At 61.7% G+C, this 17,228-nt stretch carries 16 protein-coding genes; 8 read left to right on the forward strand and 8 right to left on the reverse strand.

The window, feature by feature from the left end; all coding sequences use genetic code 11:
• Positions 1-162 precede the first annotated feature (162 nt).
• Positions 163-1,701, reverse strand: a complete 1,539-nt coding sequence (locus OF122_RS13285; protein ID WP_264224694.1) for an MDR family MFS transporter — start codon at positions 1,699-1,701, stop codon at positions 163-165.
• Positions 1,702-1,802: 101 nt separating this feature from the next.
• On the opposite strand from OF122_RS13285, the gene OF122_RS13290 reads away from it, so the two are divergent.
• Entirely contained in the window at positions 1,803-2,426 is a 624-nt protein-coding gene (locus OF122_RS13290) for a MarR family winged helix-turn-helix transcriptional regulator (protein WP_264224695.1), read from the forward strand.
• Here OF122_RS13290 and OF122_RS13295 read toward each other — a convergent pair.
• The gene (locus OF122_RS13295; RefSeq protein WP_264224696.1) at positions 2,406-3,272 is read right to left on the reverse strand and encodes a LysR substrate-binding domain-containing protein; all 867 of its coding nucleotides are present in this window, start codon (positions 3,270-3,272) and stop codon (positions 2,406-2,408) included. The genes OF122_RS13290 and OF122_RS13295 overlap by 21 nt on opposite strands.
• A 106-nt stretch (positions 3,273-3,378) precedes the next feature.
• On the opposite strand from OF122_RS13295, the gene OF122_RS13300 reads away from it, so the two are divergent.
• Complete coding sequence (locus OF122_RS13300) at positions 3,379-3,672, forward strand: DUF1127 domain-containing protein (protein WP_264224697.1); 294 nt, start codon at positions 3,379-3,381, stop codon at positions 3,670-3,672.
• Here the strand turns inward: OF122_RS13300 and OF122_RS13305 are convergent.
• Positions 3,666-4,568 (reverse strand): hypothetical protein, encoded by a 903-nt coding sequence (locus OF122_RS13305; protein ID WP_264224698.1) that lies wholly within the window; start codon positions 4,566-4,568, stop codon positions 3,666-3,668. The two genes, OF122_RS13300 and OF122_RS13305, sit on opposite strands and share 7 nt — an antisense overlap.
• Positions 4,569-4,849: 281 nt before the next feature.
• Complete coding sequence (gene ndk / locus OF122_RS13310) at positions 4,850-5,272, reverse strand: nucleoside-diphosphate kinase (RefSeq protein WP_264224699.1); 423 nt, start codon at positions 5,270-5,272, stop codon at positions 4,850-4,852.
• Between the two features lie 158 nt (positions 5,273-5,430).
• Here ndk and OF122_RS13315 point away from each other — a divergent pair, with 158 nt between their 5' ends.
• Positions 5,431-7,305 (forward strand): ABC-F family ATP-binding cassette domain-containing protein, encoded by a 1,875-nt coding sequence (locus OF122_RS13315; RefSeq protein WP_264224700.1) that lies wholly within the window; start codon positions 5,431-5,433, stop codon positions 7,303-7,305.
• 92 nt (positions 7,306-7,397) lie between these two features.
• The gene (locus OF122_RS13320) at positions 7,398-8,255 is read left to right on the forward strand and encodes a DUF4344 domain-containing metallopeptidase (protein WP_264224701.1); all 858 of its coding nucleotides are present in this window, start codon (positions 7,398-7,400) and stop codon (positions 8,253-8,255) included.
• A gap of 137 nt (positions 8,256-8,392) precedes the next feature.
• On the opposite strand, the gene OF122_RS13325 is transcribed toward OF122_RS13320, so the two are convergent.
• The 3 genes from OF122_RS13325 to OF122_RS13335 are packed head-to-tail and all read right to left on the reverse strand — an operon-like array spanning position 8,393 to position 9,903.
• On the reverse strand, positions 8,393-9,010 hold the full coding sequence (locus OF122_RS13325) for a YitT family protein (protein ID WP_264224702.1): 618 nt from the start codon (positions 9,008-9,010) through the stop codon (positions 8,393-8,395).
• Positions 9,010-9,459 carry a DNA polymerase III subunit chi gene (locus OF122_RS13330; RefSeq protein ID WP_264224703.1) on the reverse strand — a complete coding sequence of 150 codons (450 nt, stop codon included), beginning with the start codon at positions 9,457-9,459 and terminating at the stop codon, positions 9,010-9,012. Before OF122_RS13330 ends, OF122_RS13325 begins: the two co-directional genes overlap by 1 nt.
• A gap of 57 nt (positions 9,460-9,516) precedes the next feature.
• Positions 9,517-9,903 carry a winged helix-turn-helix transcriptional regulator gene (locus OF122_RS13335; protein WP_264224704.1) on the reverse strand — a complete coding sequence of 129 codons (387 nt, stop codon included), beginning with the start codon at positions 9,901-9,903 and terminating at the stop codon, positions 9,517-9,519.
• A gap of 38 nt (positions 9,904-9,941) precedes the next feature.
• On the opposite strand from OF122_RS13335, the gene OF122_RS13340 reads away from it, so the two are divergent.
• Positions 9,942-11,045, forward strand: a complete 1,104-nt coding sequence (locus OF122_RS13340; protein ID WP_264224705.1) for an NAD(P)H-binding protein — start codon at positions 9,942-9,944, stop codon at positions 11,043-11,045.
• Here the strand turns inward: OF122_RS13340 and OF122_RS13345 are convergent.
• Positions 11,017-12,513 (reverse strand): leucyl aminopeptidase, encoded by a 1,497-nt coding sequence (locus OF122_RS13345; RefSeq protein ID WP_264224706.1) that lies wholly within the window; start codon positions 12,511-12,513, stop codon positions 11,017-11,019. The two genes, OF122_RS13340 and OF122_RS13345, sit on opposite strands and share 29 nt — an antisense overlap.
• Before the next feature lie 202 nt (positions 12,514-12,715).
• Between OF122_RS13345 and OF122_RS13350 the strand changes: the two genes are divergently transcribed.
• The 3 genes from OF122_RS13350 to OF122_RS13360 are packed head-to-tail and all read left to right on the forward strand — an operon-like array spanning position 12,716 to position 17,150.
• Positions 12,716-13,795, forward strand: coding sequence for an LptF/LptG family permease (locus tag OF122_RS13350; protein ID WP_264224707.1), 1,080 nt, complete (start codon positions 12,716-12,718; stop codon positions 13,793-13,795).
• Positions 13,792-14,871: an LptF/LptG family permease gene (locus OF122_RS13355; RefSeq protein WP_264224708.1), complete on the forward strand. Its 1,080-nt coding sequence runs from the start codon at positions 13,792-13,794 to the stop codon at positions 14,869-14,871. Before OF122_RS13350 ends, OF122_RS13355 begins: the two co-directional genes overlap by 4 nt.
• Positions 14,871-17,150: an LPS-assembly protein LptD gene (locus OF122_RS13360; RefSeq protein ID WP_264224709.1), complete on the forward strand. Its 2,280-nt coding sequence runs from the start codon at positions 14,871-14,873 to the stop codon at positions 17,148-17,150. The genes OF122_RS13355 and OF122_RS13360 overlap by 1 nt, the downstream gene beginning before the upstream one ends.
• Positions 17,151-17,228: the final 78 nt, after the last annotated feature.

Here is a 17,228-nt window from a genome sequence, read left to right on the forward strand (position 1 = left end):
GCCGGACTGGGATTCGACGTTTGGCGCCGGGGGTACTGGATCCCGGATCAGGTCCGGGATGACGGTGGTGGTTAAGGCAGGGCTGGTGCGGAAGCTCAGGCCCCGATTCAATGCGTTATGAGATTGAATCGGGGATCTGTCGTAAGTGGCTGATGCAGAGTCTTATTCGGCCGCCTGGGGTTCGGCTTCGGTCTCGATCTTAGGGCCCGGCTTGCGGTCCGAGAGCGGGATTTCGACGAGGAACCAGCCGATCAGGCTCGCGACTGCGGCTGCTGCTGCGGCAACCCAGTAGATGGGGTGCAGGGCGGAAGTGTAGGCCTGTAGCATGTCCAGTTGCTCGGGCGCGGGCATGGCGGCAAGGGTCGCTGCGTTGAACCCTGCGGTGCCTTCGGCGTGTCCAATGGCGGCGGTTTCAAAGGCCAGCCGGTTGGCAAAGATGGCGCCGAGCGCCGCGACACCGAGCGAGCCGCCGATCTGGCGGAACATCTGGGCGCTTGCCGTTGCGACACCGAGGACTGTGTGGGGCACGGCGTTCTGGATGGCGGTGACGCCGACGCTCATGACCGGGCCGATGCCGAGGCCGACAAGCAGCATGTAGAACATGACGAGCTGGAACGGCGTATCGACGCCGAGCGTGCCGAGCAGCAGGGCACCAACGGCAAGAATGGCCGTCGAGATGATGGGCAGAATCTTGTAGCGCCCGGTGCGCGAAATGATGACCCCCGACAGGGTCGAGGAGCCGATCAGGCCTATCATCATGGGCAGAAGCGCCAACCCGGCCTGGGTGGGAGCGAACCCCTGAACGAGCAGCAGGTAGGAGGGCATGTAGGTGATGGTACCGAACATGGCCGTTCCGACGATGAAACCCACCGCATTGGAAACCAGGAACGCATTGTTGCGGAACAGATAGAGCGGCAGGATCGGTTCGGCAGCGCGCCGTTCGACCATGATAAAGGCGATGAGCGCGATCACGCCGATGGCGGGAAGAACCAGCGCTTCAGGGGCAAACCATGGCAGGATGGTACCGCCGATGCTGGTGTAGATAACCAGGGCCGAGAGCGCTGTGGTGAGCAATGCGGCGCCGGCATAGTCGATCTTGCGCTTTTCGCCCTTGGTGCGGCTTTCAAAAGCGAAGGCAATGACAGCGAAGGCTACAATACCGACCGGGATGTTGACGAAGAACAGCCAGCGCCAGGACAAGGTCTCGACGATCACACCGCCGAGCAGCGGACCAACGACGGTGGACAGGCCGAAGGCGGCACCAAGGAAGCCCTGCGCCTTGCCACGCTCACGCGGCGGAAGCACATCGCCGATGGCGGCCATGGCGGTGACGATGAGCCCGCCCCCGCCGATGCCCTGCACGAAGCGGCAGAAGACCAGCATGTTGAGATCAACAGAGAGTGCAGCCAGGACCGAGCCGGCGAGGAAGATACCGATGCCCGATTGCAGCATGAGCTTGCGCCCATACATATCGCCCAGCTTGCCGAACACCGGCGCGGCAACGGTTGCCGCAAGCAGATAGCCGGTGATGGCCCAGGAAATGTGTTCGATGCCGCCGAGATCGGCAACGATGATGGGAAGTGCCGTGGTGATGATGGTCTGGCCCAGCGAGGCCAGCAACAGGGTCGCGACCACCGCGCCGATCACCAATCTGACATTGGGGTCCGATACCTGCGGCTCGGCTTTTGCGGGTTGCGACATTTCTAGCTCCGGATAAATTGTCGACTTGATATATCTGCTCGACGCAATTACATGTCAATAGCATGCAATTGCTTTTGGCATGCTTTTAAGGATCGTGATTTATGCCGACACGACAGGACACATTGCGGGATCTGCTGACCAAGAGCGGCAAGGATGCCGGATTGGCCGATGCCCTGATCCGCATAGACAATGTGGTTCAGAACTGGCGTCGTCAGATGCACAAGCGCGAATTGGGCCACCGGGCCACGCGCGCGCTGGGGCTCGACATGGACATGGCCCAGATCGATGTGTTGTTTGCCATCGCCCACCCTATGTTCGCACCTGACACCAACGCCGATGACGAGACGATGGTTTCAACAGTTGCCGAGCGTCTGCATATCGATCCATCGCGGGCCAGCCGGCTGGTGGCCGAAATGGTCAACTCCGGCTATGCGCGGCGCGCCGTATCCCAGCGGGATGCCCGACGGACGATCCTGGAGCTGACCCCTGCCGGCGAAGCGGTGATCGATGCGGTCCGGGGGTACAAATGGCTGTTGCTGGGTGAATTTTTCAGCGGCTGGTCTCCTGAGGACGTCGCCACTTTCGTGCCACTGCTCGAGCGCTATTCAAGCTGGATGAACAGCAGCGAGGTGGCCGAGGAGAAATTTGCCGACGAGATCGACGAGTTGGCAAAATCGATCGACCGGGCCCGGCAAGAGGTCTCCTCAGGCAGCAAGAGCGGGTGAATTCAACTCCGACTTCACATGGGCAAGAAAAGCGTCGAGCACCGGACTTGCCGCAGCCGATCCGCGCTTGATGCCGATTTCGGCGACGCCCAGCGGATAGCGGGCATCCATTTCCTCGAGCACACGCAACCCCGGGCTGACAAACCAGGACGGAGCAACGGCCACACCCAGACCCTCCCTTACCGTCAGAGAGATCAAGGCCGCATTTGAGGTGGTGACCGCCAGACGCCATTTGCGCCCATCGCGCACCAGTGCAGCCGATGCCATTTCACGCCACGCACAGCCCTGCGACCATGCGCAGAACGGAAGCGGATCGTCAAAATGGGGTGAGACATTCTCGCCGCCGATCCAATGGAGCCTGTCGGACCGCAACGTTTCGGTATCGGCATCGCCGGTCCGGCAGGAGATGATCGCCGCGTCCAACTCGCCCTCAGCAAGAAGACCGCGCAATTGAAGGCTCGTGCCGGTCACCACTTCGACCTGGACGCCGGGATGGGCCGCACCGAACGTGCGAAGAGTGCCAGGAAGAAAGGCCTGCGCATATTCGTCGATGGCGCCGAGCCGCAGGCGCCCGCTTATGGCCAGCGGCTGGAATGCGCGCAGCGCTTCGTCATTGAGGCGGACCATCGAAGCGGCGTATTCGAGAAGCTTCAGGCCATCAGGCGTCAGCACGTTGCGCCGCCCTTCCCTTTCGAACAGCGGCACGCCGATAATTTCTTCAAGGCGTTTCATCTGGGCCGAGACTGTCGACTGTGTCTTGTTCACCCTCTCGCCAGCGGCACCGAAACTGCCGGTTTCGGAGATGGCCAGAAAGGTGCGCAGGAAATCGGGATCGAGTGAAAACATGGCGGCCTCGTTTCATCGGCAATTTCGATGCTTTTAACAAAAAACATTCGTTAGATCAATTTATCTCCTCGATCCATATTGGCGTCATCGAACAAGGAGACGAGAGATGACGCAACTTGAACGGAACGATTTGTTTGAACGGGACGAGTTTGTTGAACGGCTGCGGTATCGCGCCACGATCTGGCGCTATCTCGGAGCAGTGATCTCGGGCTGGTGGGCGGATCGGCAGGCATATGCCATGCGGCGGCGGGCAATGGTCCGGCTATCGGAGATGGAGGATTGGCAACTGCGCGATATCGGGATCGAGCGCAGCGAGGTCGAAAAAATGCTCCACCGCTATGGGGTGGCACGCCCTCAGGGGCAGGCCGCGCAGTCAATCAAGGTCGGTCATACTCAATAGACATAGACGTTGAGCACGGAGCCGTCGGCAGCCACCGCAAACACATCTTCCGGGCCACGCGCCGCCCGCTGAAGGGCAAGAGAGACCAGTTGATCGCCGGCCGCCGCGCTCCGCAGCGCGCGGAGCCGGCCATCGGCCTGCATCTGCCCCTCAAGAACCTGCCGCGTGTCGGCGCAAAACCCCATCGGGACGACACGCACATTGGGGACCCTGCCCCAGCCTCCAAGCGTAGTCGAATCGAACAGAAACATCGCCCAGTTCGGACTTGCCGTATCGCAATTTTCATCAGGCGCGCTGGCGATTTCGGGTTCAGGCGGCGACAGCGCAGCGGTCGTTGACGCCGGCTGATCGGGAACTTCATCAGGCGCATCGGCCAGGGCGACCTCAAGGGCCTCGGTCTGCAGCCCTTCAAGCGTTGGAGTCATATCGGGCAGATCGAGCCAGATCGGCAGCCCGGACGCGGCAACCGATGACTCAGGCTCGGCTTCGGTCTCTGGTTCCGGTTCCGGTTCCGGCTCGATGGCAACGCTGACGAAGGATTGTTGGAACAATTCTTCCGTCATGGACGATTGGGTGGTCTGGGCGGCCGGCTCGGCAGGTTGGGGCGCAGCTGCAATATCGGCGACGATTGGTTCGGGCTCTGGCTCTGGCGCAGGCTCTGGCTTGGGTTCGGATCCGGTTTCGGGTTCCGGCTCTGGTTCGGATATAGCGGGTTCCTCGGCAATCAGATTGACCGACTGCTCGGCAGCGGCAATCTCGGTCACAAGCGGCTCTGCCCCACTCTGGCCGAGGTACTGCAACCGAACGATCGCCAAGGCTGCAATGGCGCCAAAGGCGAGAGCGGCCACAAGAACGAGGGCGGCTAGCCGAAATGCATAGCTGTGCATGGTCCCCATTTACCGTGTCTTCCCCGCAAAAAGACCGGGCGCGCCCACCCCTCGGATGAACACGCAGCCGCCGTTTTTGGTCCGTGCTTCCCGTCAGGCTGTTCAGCCATGGCTTGGGCGGCAGATATTTGGCCTCTTTGCCACCCAGCCTGGGACGCCCGGACTCGTGTACAGCTTATTGGTTACAAGCACATTGATGCAATCTTCAAAAAAAACGCCACGTTCAAAAGAACGTGGCGTCTTGATTCCGGTGCTGACACCCACCTTGTGGGGTCTTTGCCGCAGGATCGTTACCCGACGATTTCATCGTCGTTGAAGAAGAACTTGATTTCTTCGGCAGCGGTTTCGGGTGCATCCGAGCCGTGGACCGAGTTTTCGCCGACCGAGAGGGCAAATTCCTTGCGGATGGTGCCGGGTTCGGCGTTTTCGGGGTTGGTGGCGCCCATGACTTCACGGTTCTTTGCGATGGCGTCTTCGCCTTCGAGGACCTGAACGACGACGGGGCCCGAGATCATGAAATCGACCAGTTCGCCAAAGAACGGGCGTTCCTTGTGGACCGCATAGAAGCCTTCGGCCTGTTCGCGGGTCATCTGGATGCGCTTGGAAGCGACGATGCGCAGGCCGGCATCCTCGAATTTAGAGATGATCTTGCCGGTCAGATTGCGCTTTGTGGCGTCCGGCTTGATGATCGAAAAGGTGCGCTGAATGGCCATTGTGTCTGGTCCTTATTGGAAGGGATGAGAGAAAGTGGGGCCTTTTAGCGTTAGTCCATGGCAGAGGCAAGACGGCTTGGTGGCACGCATGGCGCGGACCTGCCCTGCATCCGCACCACTTGCGCGGGCGGGCAGTCAAGGTTACTCACCGCGCCATCATGCTTACGATCACAAACCTTCATTACAAGATTGCCGGGCGTCCCCTGTTCGAGGGGGCGTCGGTTACGTTGCCGACTGGAGCCAAGACCGGGTTCGTGGGCAAGAACGGATCGGGCAAGACCACGCTATTTCAATTGATCCAGGGGTTCTTGTCGCCCGAGCAGGGATCGATCGAATTGAGCAAGCGGGCGCGGATCGGGGCGGTGGCGCAGGAAGCGCCGGTCAGCGAGATGAGCGTGCTCGACATGGTGCTGTCCGCCGACAAAGAGCGTACGGCGCTGCTCGAGGAGGCGGAAACCGCGCACGATCCGCACCGGATCGCCGACATTCATACGCGGCTGGCCGATATCGACGCGCACACAGCCGAGGCGCGGGCCAGCGCAATCCTCAAAGGACTGGGGTTTTCGCTTGAGCGCCAGCATGGGCCGTGCCGGGAGCTTTCGGGTGGCTGGCGGATGCGCGTGGCACTGGCCGGGGTGCTTTTTTCCCAGCCTGATCTTTTGCTCCTCGACGAGCCGACCAACTATCTCGATCTCGAAGGGACGCTGTGGCTGGAGAAATATCTGGCGACCTATCCTTATACGGTCTTCATGATTTCTCACGATCGCGACCTGCTCAACAAGGCGGTCAATTCGATCATCCATCTCGAGCGCGGCAAGCTGACCTTTTACAAGGGCGCTTACGACACATTCGAGGAAACGCGCCGCATGCAAATGGAGCTGCAGAACAAGGCGCGGGAAAAAACGCTCGCCCAGATCGAGCACATGCAGAAGTTCGTCGATCGGTTCAAGGCCAAGGCGACCAAGGCCAAGCAGGCGCAGAGCCGGGTCAAGGCAATCGCCAAACTGCGGCCGCCCGAGGCATTGTTCGATGAATTTGCGGCACCTTTCAGCTTTCAGCAGCCCAAGAAATCGCCGGCCACGCCGATGATAACCTTCGACAATGTGTCGGTGGGGTATGGCGAGACGGTTATTCTAAACAAGATCACCAACCGGATCGATCCGGACGACCGGATTGCGCTGATCGGGCCGAACGGGAACGGCAAATCGACTTTTGCCAAGCTGCTCTCAGGCGAACTGAAGCCGATGGGCGGGCAGATGCTGCGGGCGAAAACGCTCGATGTCGCCTATTTCGCACAGCACCAGCTCGATCATCTCAAGCCCGAGCAGACTCCATATGAGCATGTGATCGATCTGATGCCGCTCGAAAGCGAAGCGAAGCGCCGGGCGCGGGTGGCGCAAATGGGGCTTTCGACGACGCGGATGGACACGAAAGCGAAAAACCTTTCGGGTGGCGAGCGGGCGCGGCTTTTGATGGGGATCATCACGTTTGGCGGGCCGGGCATGCTGGTTTTGGACGAACCAACCAACCATCTCGACATCGACAGTCGCGATGCGCTGGTCCATGCGCTCAATGACTATAAGGGCGCGGTGCTGATAATCTCGCACGACCGGCATCTGATCGAAGCGACCTGCGATACACTGTGGATCGCCGAGAACGGCACGGTGGCCGAGTTCGAGGACGATCTGGACGGGTATCAGCGCAGCCTGACCTCGAACGGAGCGAGCGGCAATGGCGGGGGCGGTTCGGCATCGGACCGCAAGCGCGAGCGGCAGGAAGCGGCGGCGAAGCGGGCCGAGTTGGCGCCGTTGCGCAAGGAAATCAAATCCATCGAGCAAAAGCTGGAGTGGAAGCGCAAGGATCTGGCCAAAATCGACAAGCAACTCGATGATCCGGCGCTTTATACAGGCGATGCGGACAAGGCGATTGCGCTGGGGATCGAGAAGGCGAAATTCGAGGGCGAGATTGCCGCGCTCGAGGATCAATGGCTGGAAAAAAGCGCCGAACTCGAGGACGCTCAGGCCGAGGCCTGAGAGGTTTCTTTACCGAAGCGCGCCAAGCCGTCTGGAACAGGTCTATGCCCCGCGCTAAGGTGGCTCAAGACGATGCGGGACGAGGATCGAGCATGGCGAAACGGGTAATTGCAGCGCTTTTGGCGATGCTGGCGGGGGTTGCGCCGGCGGCGGGCCAGCAATTGACCAACGCGCAGCGCGATGCGGCCATTCAGTTTGCGCTCAACAACACACGTCACACCATGCTCCATGAAATCGGGCATCTGCTGGTCGACCAACTGGAACTGCCGGTGCTGGGGCGAGAAGAAGACGCCGTGGACATGATGGCCACGCTGCTCATGCTCGACACGGGAACCGAAGAGGATGTGATCGGGCTGCAGGATACCATCGAGGGTTGGCTCTATTCGGAGAGCTTCCGGCCATCGCGCGGATACGTCAATTCGGCGTTTTACGGCGCGCACAGTCTCGATATCCAGCGCTCTTACGCCATGGCGTGCCTGATGGTGGGGAGCGATTACGAGCGGCATACCCAATATGCGACGCGAATTTCGCTGCCCATCGATCGGCAGAAAAGCTGCGCCGAGGATTATCGGATCGCCGAGCGGGGGTGGTCGACGGTGCTGGAGCCTCATCTTCGCGAAGGCGCCCCGGCCTCCGATGTTACGGTGCAGTACCGCGATACACGGGGGCAGTATCCGGAGGCACAGGCGCTTCTGGAACAGGCGCAGGTGCTCGAGCAGTATGCGGACTGGGTTGCCAAAAACTACGTTTTGCCCAACCCGGTGCAGATCACCGCGGAGAACTGCGGCGAGGTCAATGCGTTCTATGACCTCGAAACCCGCGAAGTGATCCTGTGCTATGAATGGGTCGATTTCTTCTATGAGCTTTATGTGTCCGACATCATGCCGGTGCGCGAGCATTTCGAGCTGATGCGCAAGCTCAAGCTCGAGAAGCTGGGCCGGGTCGAGTAGCGCGTATCGAGGCTGGCGCGGGAGGGGGTCGGCCCTTTATGGGGCCCATCAGATCGGCCGAGTCGAGCACTCTTTGCCAGCGCTGCCGGGTACTGGATCCCGGGTCTTCGCCCCGGATGGCCAGGAGGGCTGTGGGCTCAGCTTACCCCCATGTACCGCCCCGGCTTGTGGTTGAGAATGATGACCAGGCTCATGAAGGCAGCGCCGACGAGCGAGAGCAGAACCCTGTCGAAGGGCAGGATGAAGACCGCCGCGATGAGGATGAAAAAATCGATGCCGAACTGGACATAGCCGGCCGGGATCTTGTGATTGTCCTGCAGGTAGAGCGCCAGAATGTTGACGCCGCCCAGGCTGGCGCGGTGGCGGAACAGGGCGAGGATGCCCATTCCCATCATGGCGCCGCCGGCAATGGCGGCAAAGAACGGGTTTATGCCTGAAATGTTGAGCCAGTTGGGCATCAGCGCCGGATAGACCGAAACGAGGCCAACGGCGACGAAGGTTTTGAGCGTGAACTGCCAGCCCATGCGCAGGAAGGCCAGAATATAAAACGGCAGATTGACGACGAAGAACACGGCGCCGAACGGCAGGCCGGTGGCGTATTGGACGAGCAGGGCCAGACCGGCGGTGCTGCCGGTGGTGATCTGGGCTTCGGAATAGAAGGTGACGCCAAGCCCGACAAACAGGGTGCCGAGCAGGATGGCAAGAAAATCCTCAAGCGGGGTGTGCCTGACCCTGGGTTCGAAAGACGAGTCCATCAAGCCTTCTTGCTCCAGCGGCCCTCGCCGTCCTGCTGCCAATAGGTGAGATCATAAACCGGTTTGAGGGTGCGCCACACCTGGCGCGCTTCGGTGACGGCATCGGGATCGTGGCCGTTGAAGATATAGACCAGTCGCTCATAGCCTTCGAGCTGGCGCGGGGTGGCACGGTCGACGAAAAAGCGGATGGCGGCGCCGTTGGGGTTTTCATCGCCGCCGGTCAGCAGCACGGGCTGGAGCGCATCGGCTTCTTCCCCCCGCGCGACGGCGTGGGGCAGAAAACTGTCGTCGGAATAGGTCCAGAGCGCAGAATCGATGGTTTCGAGGCGCTCGGCGCTGCCCACCTCCACCACCGCCCGCCAACCGCGCTCCATGGTCTTTTCGAGCAGCATGGGCAACACGGATTCGAGCGGGCGGGTTTCGAGGTGGTAGAAGAGGAGATCGGTCATGGGCGTGTTATCGCATTGGATGGGTGGGGGGTGCGAAGCGGTCAATTCTGTCCGTGCTCAGATCCGGGCTGCATTTTCTTCCGCCCAGTCATAGAGCCGCAGGACAATCGGCCCCAGGGTCGATCCCTGTGGCGTCAGTTGATAGCTCGTTTCCCGAGGGAAACCATTGCTGACCGTGCGCAGTATCAAAAGACGTCCGGTCAATCCGGCCAGCCGCTCACTCAGCACCTTGGGGGTGATGCCAGGCAACGCGTCCCTCAACTCACCATATCGCATAGGACCATTGGCAAGGTGCCAGAGGATCAGCGCATTCCAACGGTGCCCGAGGAAGGCCAACCAGTCTTCCGCAAGGCATTCGGTCGGGTGGCGTGCCGTGCGGGGCGTGTCGTTCGCCTGGCTTCCCATTTGGATAGTCACGATTCGCTGTGTTTCGTGGTCATTCATTGCGCCAGTATCGGCGCCAAGCCAGCGGGGCACAAGAGATGGCAGGAATTCTCATCATTGGTGGCTATGGTCACGTTGGACGACAGATCGCGCAGCATCTGGCGCAGGACGGGCGAGCCGGTGTGCGGATCGGTGGACGCGACGCGGGCCGGTCGGCGGCAGTGGCTGGTCAACTCGGTTGCGAGTGGGTGACCATTGATCTCAACGATTCCCAAAGCTGGGATCATGCCCTAGCGGGGATTGAGACGGTCATCGTCTGCCTCGATGTCGCAACGGATGAATTTCCCGCGCATGTTCTCAAAAAAGGTCTGGCCTATATCGACATCTCGGCTACCGATGATGTCCTTCGGAGGATCGAGGCGCTTGACGCTCTCGCTCGCGCCCATGATGGCCGCGCCGTGCTCTCGGTCGGTCTGGCGCCGGGGTTAAGCAATCTCATGGCGCGCACCGCCGCCGCCGAGTTGGAGCATATCGAAGCATTGACCATCGGTGTGCTGTTGGGACTTGGGAGCACGCATGGCCCGGCTGCGCTGAACTGGACACTCGACAATTTGGAACCTCTGACGCGGGGCGCTGTGCAAATGCTGCGTTTTGGCCCGGAGGCAAAGCCGGTTGCCACGATGCCATTCGACTTTGCTGATCAGCATGTGCTGGCGCGCCGCCAAGGATTGTCACCCGTTGTCACCCGGCTTGGGCTGGACTCTCCCTTGATTACAAAGGGTTCGCTGCAGCTATTGTCGCGGCTGGCCTCGAAGGCATGGTTTCGCCGCTTGCTGCACTGGAGCATGACCCGGTTTCAGCTGGGATCGGATCGCGCGTCGCTGGTCGTGGCAGCCAAGGGGCAGAACGCTGGGGATTCCATTCATCGCCGCCTGACCCTTGATGGGCGTGACGAAGCCGCAATAACTGCCTTGATCGCAGCAAATGTTGCGCTGATGCTGCCCGGCAGCGTGGGCCCCGGCGTCTGGCATATCGACGAGGTATGGCAGCTCTCAGATTTTGCACCCACATTGATGCGCGCCGGCGTTGCGTTGAGTGTACCCGGCCCCGGCGGCTGCGATGGCCGCAGCGGCCCGCCACAGAAGCACAGGCCCCTCGGCGCCCGGTGGGCGCCTAAGTCCCATCCTCATACCCATCCCTGATCAACCGATCGAACAGCGCCACCCCGAAACCCGTCGCCCATGAGGTGTTGGTTTCCGTCGAGGCCTTGCCGAAGGCGGTGGAGGCGATGTCGATGTGGGCCCAGGGGGTATCGCCCACGAAGTGGGAGAGGAACTGGCCGGCGATGGAGGCGCCGCCCAGGCGCCCGCCCTGGTTTTTGATGTCGGCGAAGCGGCTTTCGATGAGTTTGTCGTAGGCGGGGCCGATGGGGAGGTGCCAGACCTTTTCGCCGGAAGCGCGGCCGGCCTGCTGGAGTTTGGCGGCCAGCGCATCGGTGTTGGTGAAAACGCCGGCATAATCCTCGCCCAGCGCGATGCGGATGGCGCCGGTGAGGGTTGCGATGTCGAACATGGCTTTGGGCTTGAACCGATCCTGACAATACCACAGGGCATCGGCCAGAACGAGGCGACCTTCAGCGTCGGTCGAGATGATCTCGATGGTTTCGCCCGACATGGCAGTGATAACGTCGCCGGGGCGGTAGGCGTTGGCGTCGGGCATGTTTTCGGCCAGGGCCAGGATGCCGACGGCATTGAGTTTGGCCTTGCGGGTGGCGAGGGACTGCATCAATCCCAGAACGGCGGCGGCACCGCCCATATCGCCTTTCATGTTTTCCATCGAGGCGGCGGGCTTGATGGAAATGCCGCCGGTATCGAAAACGATGCCCTTGCCGACAAAGGCCAAAGGCGGCTGGCCCTTTTTGCCACCGTTCCATTGCATGACGACGAGACGTGGGGGGCGAACGGACCCCTGCCCTACGGCAAGGATGGCGCCCATGCCGAGGGCCTTCATCTGGGTCTCGTCGAGCACTTCGACCGACAGGCCGCGATCGGCCAGGGTGTTGGCGACATCGGCCATGTCGGACGGGCCGAGCAGATTGGCGGGTTCGTTGACCAGGTCGCGGGCCAGAATGGTGCCGTCGGCGACAGCGAGAGCGTCACCGAGCGCGGACTGCATGCCCGAAGCCTTGGCGACGACCAAGGTGAGCGTGGCGGGATGGGTCGCGCCGTTCTTGCGGCGGGTGCGGTATTTTTCAAAGCGGTAGGAGCGCAGACGGGCGCCGGCGCCCAGCGCGCCGACCAGGTGCGGGGTCAGTCCCGGTTCGTCGAGCACCACTGCCGCATCAGACACACCGGCGGCGTCGAGCTTGGCGTAGAGCGAGCCGCCCCTGTCAGCCCACGCGGCGTCATTGTCCCCTTCTCCATCGGCGCCACGGCCGAGCACCAGAAGGCGATCGCAGTCAAGGCCGGTGGGGGCGGCGATATCGATCATGTGGCCGGGGCGGCCGGAGAAGCCTGTGGCCTTGGCGATACGGGAAAAGTCGAGGCCGGTACGCTTCCAGAGGCCGGCGGCTACCGGGCCCATTTCGCCGTTTCCGTTTGCATAGAGCACGAGGGCGGCGGGGGAATCGGGCAGGTTTTCGGCTAGCGAGATCGAGAGCGTTTGCGGCATGGGCGCGGCAACCTTGACTGGCGAGGGCATAAAACCGGCGAGGATTCGCCGGGCTGGAAGAGTTGAGCATTGTCCGCGGGGGGCGGTGCGTCAATGCGCAGCCATCATTTGGCGCAATCTGTTGCCACGCTGCGCTTTTGGCCGCCACGCGAACAGGGTAAAAGCACATCTGACTCGCCGGCACAGGACTTAGACCCGCCCCTTGGACAGACTTTCGCGATATCTGCAGAGCCAGTTCTTTGCGCAGGCGCTTACCATTTTCGCGGCGGGCGGCGCGCTGATCTGGCTGATGCAGCTTTTGCGGCTGTTCGATCTCGTTTCGGCCAAGGGGCAGAATTTTCTAACCCTTATGGGCCAGAGCGGCCTGACCACGCCGACTTTTGCACGCTCGATTCTCTATGTGTGTTTCGCAATCGGGCTGGTGCGGGGGTTGCGGGCGCTGCAATCGTCACGCGAATTGCACACCATCCATGCCGGGCAGCGCACCGACGCGCTGTGGCGCGGGATCATCTCGTTCACGCTGGCCGGGGCGGCGATCGTGACGCTGGTGAGCAATTATATCGAACCCCACTCGCGGCGGATTTCGGCGGACTGGTCGGCGGAAATCGCCGCCGATGTGGTCGGGCGGGCGCTGGTGCCGGGGCGGTTCACGGAAATCGAGGACGGATTGGTGTTTTCGATCTCGGCGCGGAGGCGGGACGGAACGCTTGTCGATTTCTTTTTCGACGACACGACCAACGAAACGCGGCGAACCTATTTTGCCGAAACCGCTTCGGTGTTTCAGGACGAGACGGGCTACCAGCTGATCCTCAACAATGGCGCCATCCAGTATGAAAGCGCCGAGCGCGGCGGACTGAGCCAGATAAGGTTCGCCCAGTACCATATCAGTCTTGCGAGCTTGATCGATGCGGCATCGCGCACGACGAGCGCCGCCCAGACCGACAGTTTCGGGCTGGCCGCCAAGGCGCTGGCGGGCAGCGCGACGCGTGAAGAAATCAAGATGCTCAACGAGCGGTTCGCCGATACGCTGCGGGCGCTGGCCATCTGCGCGCTGGCGGCGGCGTTTTGCGCCTACCCCGATGGCGGGCGCGGGCGTCGGCGGATACCGATGGAACTGGTAATTCTTCTGGTGGCGTTTGCCGAACAGGCGGTGAGCGCTTTTTCGGGCGGCGGCGCGCGGCATTTCATTGCGCCATCGGTGATCCTCGCGTTCTCGCTTGGCCTGTTATGGCTTCGCACACGGCGCGCCTTCATCTTTCCGCGCTGGAGGCTGGCGCGATGAACAGGGTCGGACGGCTCGTCTGCATACGCCTTGCCGCCCGTATCGGGCTGGTGGTGGGCATCTTTTTCGGGATCATCCTGCTTGTCGAATTTCTCGATACCGGACGGTTCAACCAGACGGCGGCCTTGGCCGGGCCGTGGACATCGACCGGTCTGGCGTTTCTGAGCGCGTTGCGCTGGAGCCTTCTGGGTCTGCCGGTGACCGTTTTGATCGGAGCCATCGTGGGGCTGATCGACCTGCACTCGCACCGCGAAATGGTGATCATCAGCGCCTCGGGGCGGTCGATCTGGTCGACGATGCGCTGGCCGATCCTGATGATTCTCCTCTCAGGCGTGATTGTCACCACCGTAGTCGACAGCTTTGCCATTCGCGTCTATCAGCAGCTCGATGCGGCGCAGATCGGATGGGGCCGCGCCTATGGCGTGCAGAACCGGGAGACGTGGTTCAATCAGACCGGTGCCGATGGCGATTACATGCTCTATGCGCGCTCGGTCACCCAGGGCGGAAGCCGATTGCGCGACGTTTCGATATTGCGGCTGCAGCCGCAAGGGGAGACGGGCACGCGCATTCATGCGCGGTTGGCCCAACTCGAGCCTGGTCAGTGGCGGATCACCGACGGAACGATCCTCGATATCGACCGGGCGCCGCGCACCTTTTCGGAGATGACCATTGCGACGACCGCTACGGAATCGGAATTGAGCCTGCAATTGGGTACCGCCGAGGACATGTCGTGGTTCGACCTGCGACGCGCGTTGAGCAATGGAATCGCGGACCCGTTCGCGCGGGCAGCGGCCGAGACGCGTTTTCAAAAACTCAATGCCGTTCCGTTCGTTCTTGTGGGTGCTTTGCTGATTGCGTTTGCCTTTACCGCCGGTTATCGAAGAACAGGGCATTATGGGTGGACCATCGTCTATGGAATCGTCCTGGGCCTGGTCGTGTTTGTAATCACGGAGATGGCTGACCGGGCCGGCTCGGCAGGCGTTCTCGACCCGATTGCGGCGGCGTGGGGCCCTGCCCTTGTCGCCATCGTGATCGGTTTGACCGTGATCCTGCGTAGAGAAGACGGGCGCGTTTGATGAACAAACCACCCCTGGGGGCAACATTGGTGCGGCGTGGCGCACTTTTCGCCAGCGTGATGGCCATAGCGCTCGCGTTTGCACCCGTGGCAAGCGCCCAGCAGCTCGTCCCGGCGGATTTCTTCTCCCGCATCCCCTCGGGCAGCGGCGGCGATATGGCGGTTTCCGCCGATACGATGGTTTTCAATTCACGCGACGATACGGTCGTGGCGCAGGGCCGCGTGGGGATCAGCTTTCAGGGCTTTCGCGCATCGGCGGACCGGGCGATCTATTACCAACGTTCGGGCCGGGTCGAACTGGTGGGCAATGTGGCAGTGATCGATCCCGAGGGCATCGAATATGTTGCCGAGCGGGTCGAACTCGAAGACGGGTTCCGCGAAGGGTTCTTGCGCGCGCTGACCGTGGCGTTTCCCGATGGCAGTCGTTTTACGGCAGCCGAGACCAATTTCGACGAAGGGGTCGAGCGGGTTTACGTCGATGGCAGCTACGCGCCGTGTGGCACCTGTATCGATGCGAACGGCAACCGGATCGGGTGGTCGATCAAGGCGGCACGCATCGTCACCGATGAAGCCGAGCAGGTGATCTATTTCGAGCAACCCTCGCTGCAATTGCTGGGGGTTTCGGTGATCTCGCTGCCTTGGCTGACGCTGCCGCAGGACGAAGGGGTCGAGTTCCCTGTCCTGAGCTACAACGACAAATACGGCGTCGCGTTGTCCCTGCCCTTTTTCCGCTATCGGGTGGCCAATGGCACGCTGGCTGTTACGCCCACGGCCTATTTCAACCAGGGGCCGGGCGTGGCGGTGGACTGGCGCCAGACTGTGGGCGATCTGAGCTACACCATCAGTGCCTCGGGCGTTTATCAGTTCAATCCCGGAGCCTTCAGCGGGCTGGCCAACCGCAATCTGCGCGGCGCGGTTCAGACCACCGGCACGTTCACGCCGACCGACGAATGGACGCTGGGATGGTCCTATACCGCGTTCACCGACCCGGGCTATCTGCCCGACTACGACATCGACAGCGGCACGACGCGCAACGAAGTCTATGCGCAATATCTCGATTCCGACACCTATGCCGATATCCGGGTGCAGCAATTTGTGCCGCTCGGAAACCGGTCGAGCCAGGCTGTGTTCGATGCTCGCCAGAACCAGCAGGCACTGACCCATCCCAATGCGGTGATCGATCATGTCGTCGATCTGGAAAACGGAGCTGGCCGCGTTGAATTGAGCGGGCGGCTTTTGGGGCTCACGCGGGCGCTGGACGATACCGGATCCGGCTTTGTGCACGGCTATGAGGGACAATCGGTTCACGCCATGATGCAGGCGAGCTGGTCCAACCAGTACGTCGTTCCGGGCGGTTTGCTGGTTTCACCCTATCTCGGGCTGCGCGGTGACGCGGCGACCTACGACGGGGCCAGCGCCGATGCGAGCGCACCGGCGGGGCAAAGCCTGTTTTCGGCAACGCCGATCGCGGCGCTCGATATCCGCTATCCCTTGCTGGCCCGGACGGCTGGCGCTGCGCATGTGATCGAGCCCATCGCGCAACTTGTCTATCGCGACGGCGAAGCGGTTCCGGGCATCATAAACAATGATTCCCAGGGGTTCGTTTTCGACGACACCAATCTTTTCAGCTTCAACCGTTTCTCTGGCGCCGACCGTCAGGAGACGGGATTGCGGGCCAATGTGGGCGGGCAGTTCCAGACCAGTTTCGACAATGGCGGATGGCTGAGCGCGCTGATGGGGCAGTCCTTCCATCTGGCAGGGACCAATGGCTTTAACGCCAATGATGGCAGCACCGCGGGTGTCGCGTCGGGAATGAACGCTGATGCGTCCTATCTCGTTGCCGGCCTTCAGGGCGGTTATGGCGGTCTGGCTGGTGGGGCCAAGGTGCAACTGGACCCGGCAACCGGGGACATTCCGCGTTTGCAGCTCTCGGCCTCGGGCGAAGTTGATGGATACAGGGTGACCGGCGATTACGTCTTCATCGCGAGCCAGGCGGCGCTGAGCCAGCCACAGGACCGGCACGAAGTTGCGGTGGGCGCAGAGGTGCCGGTGGCAGATTACTGGACAGCCAATGCGGGTGTGGCCTGGGATCTGACGGCCAACCAATGGCTGCAGGCGACGGCGGGGCTGACCTATGATGACAAGTTTCTGGCCTATGGCGTCCAGACACGGTGGACGGGGCCAACGCACCGAACGGCGAACGACTTCCGGGTCGGCGTCACTTTCAGCCTGAGCGGGCCGGAGAATTCGGAGGTCGTAGACCTCAGCGGCGGGTTCTGACTTCGGCTCGCAAAAGCCATTTCCCTTCCGAGCGGTAAGGCTTTAAACAAATCCCAATCGCAACTGCCGAATTTGGCC

This window comes from Pelagibacterium flavum (genome assembly GCF_025854335.1).
Taxonomy (GTDB): domain Bacteria; phylum Pseudomonadota; class Alphaproteobacteria; order Rhizobiales; family Devosiaceae; genus Pelagibacterium; species Pelagibacterium flavum.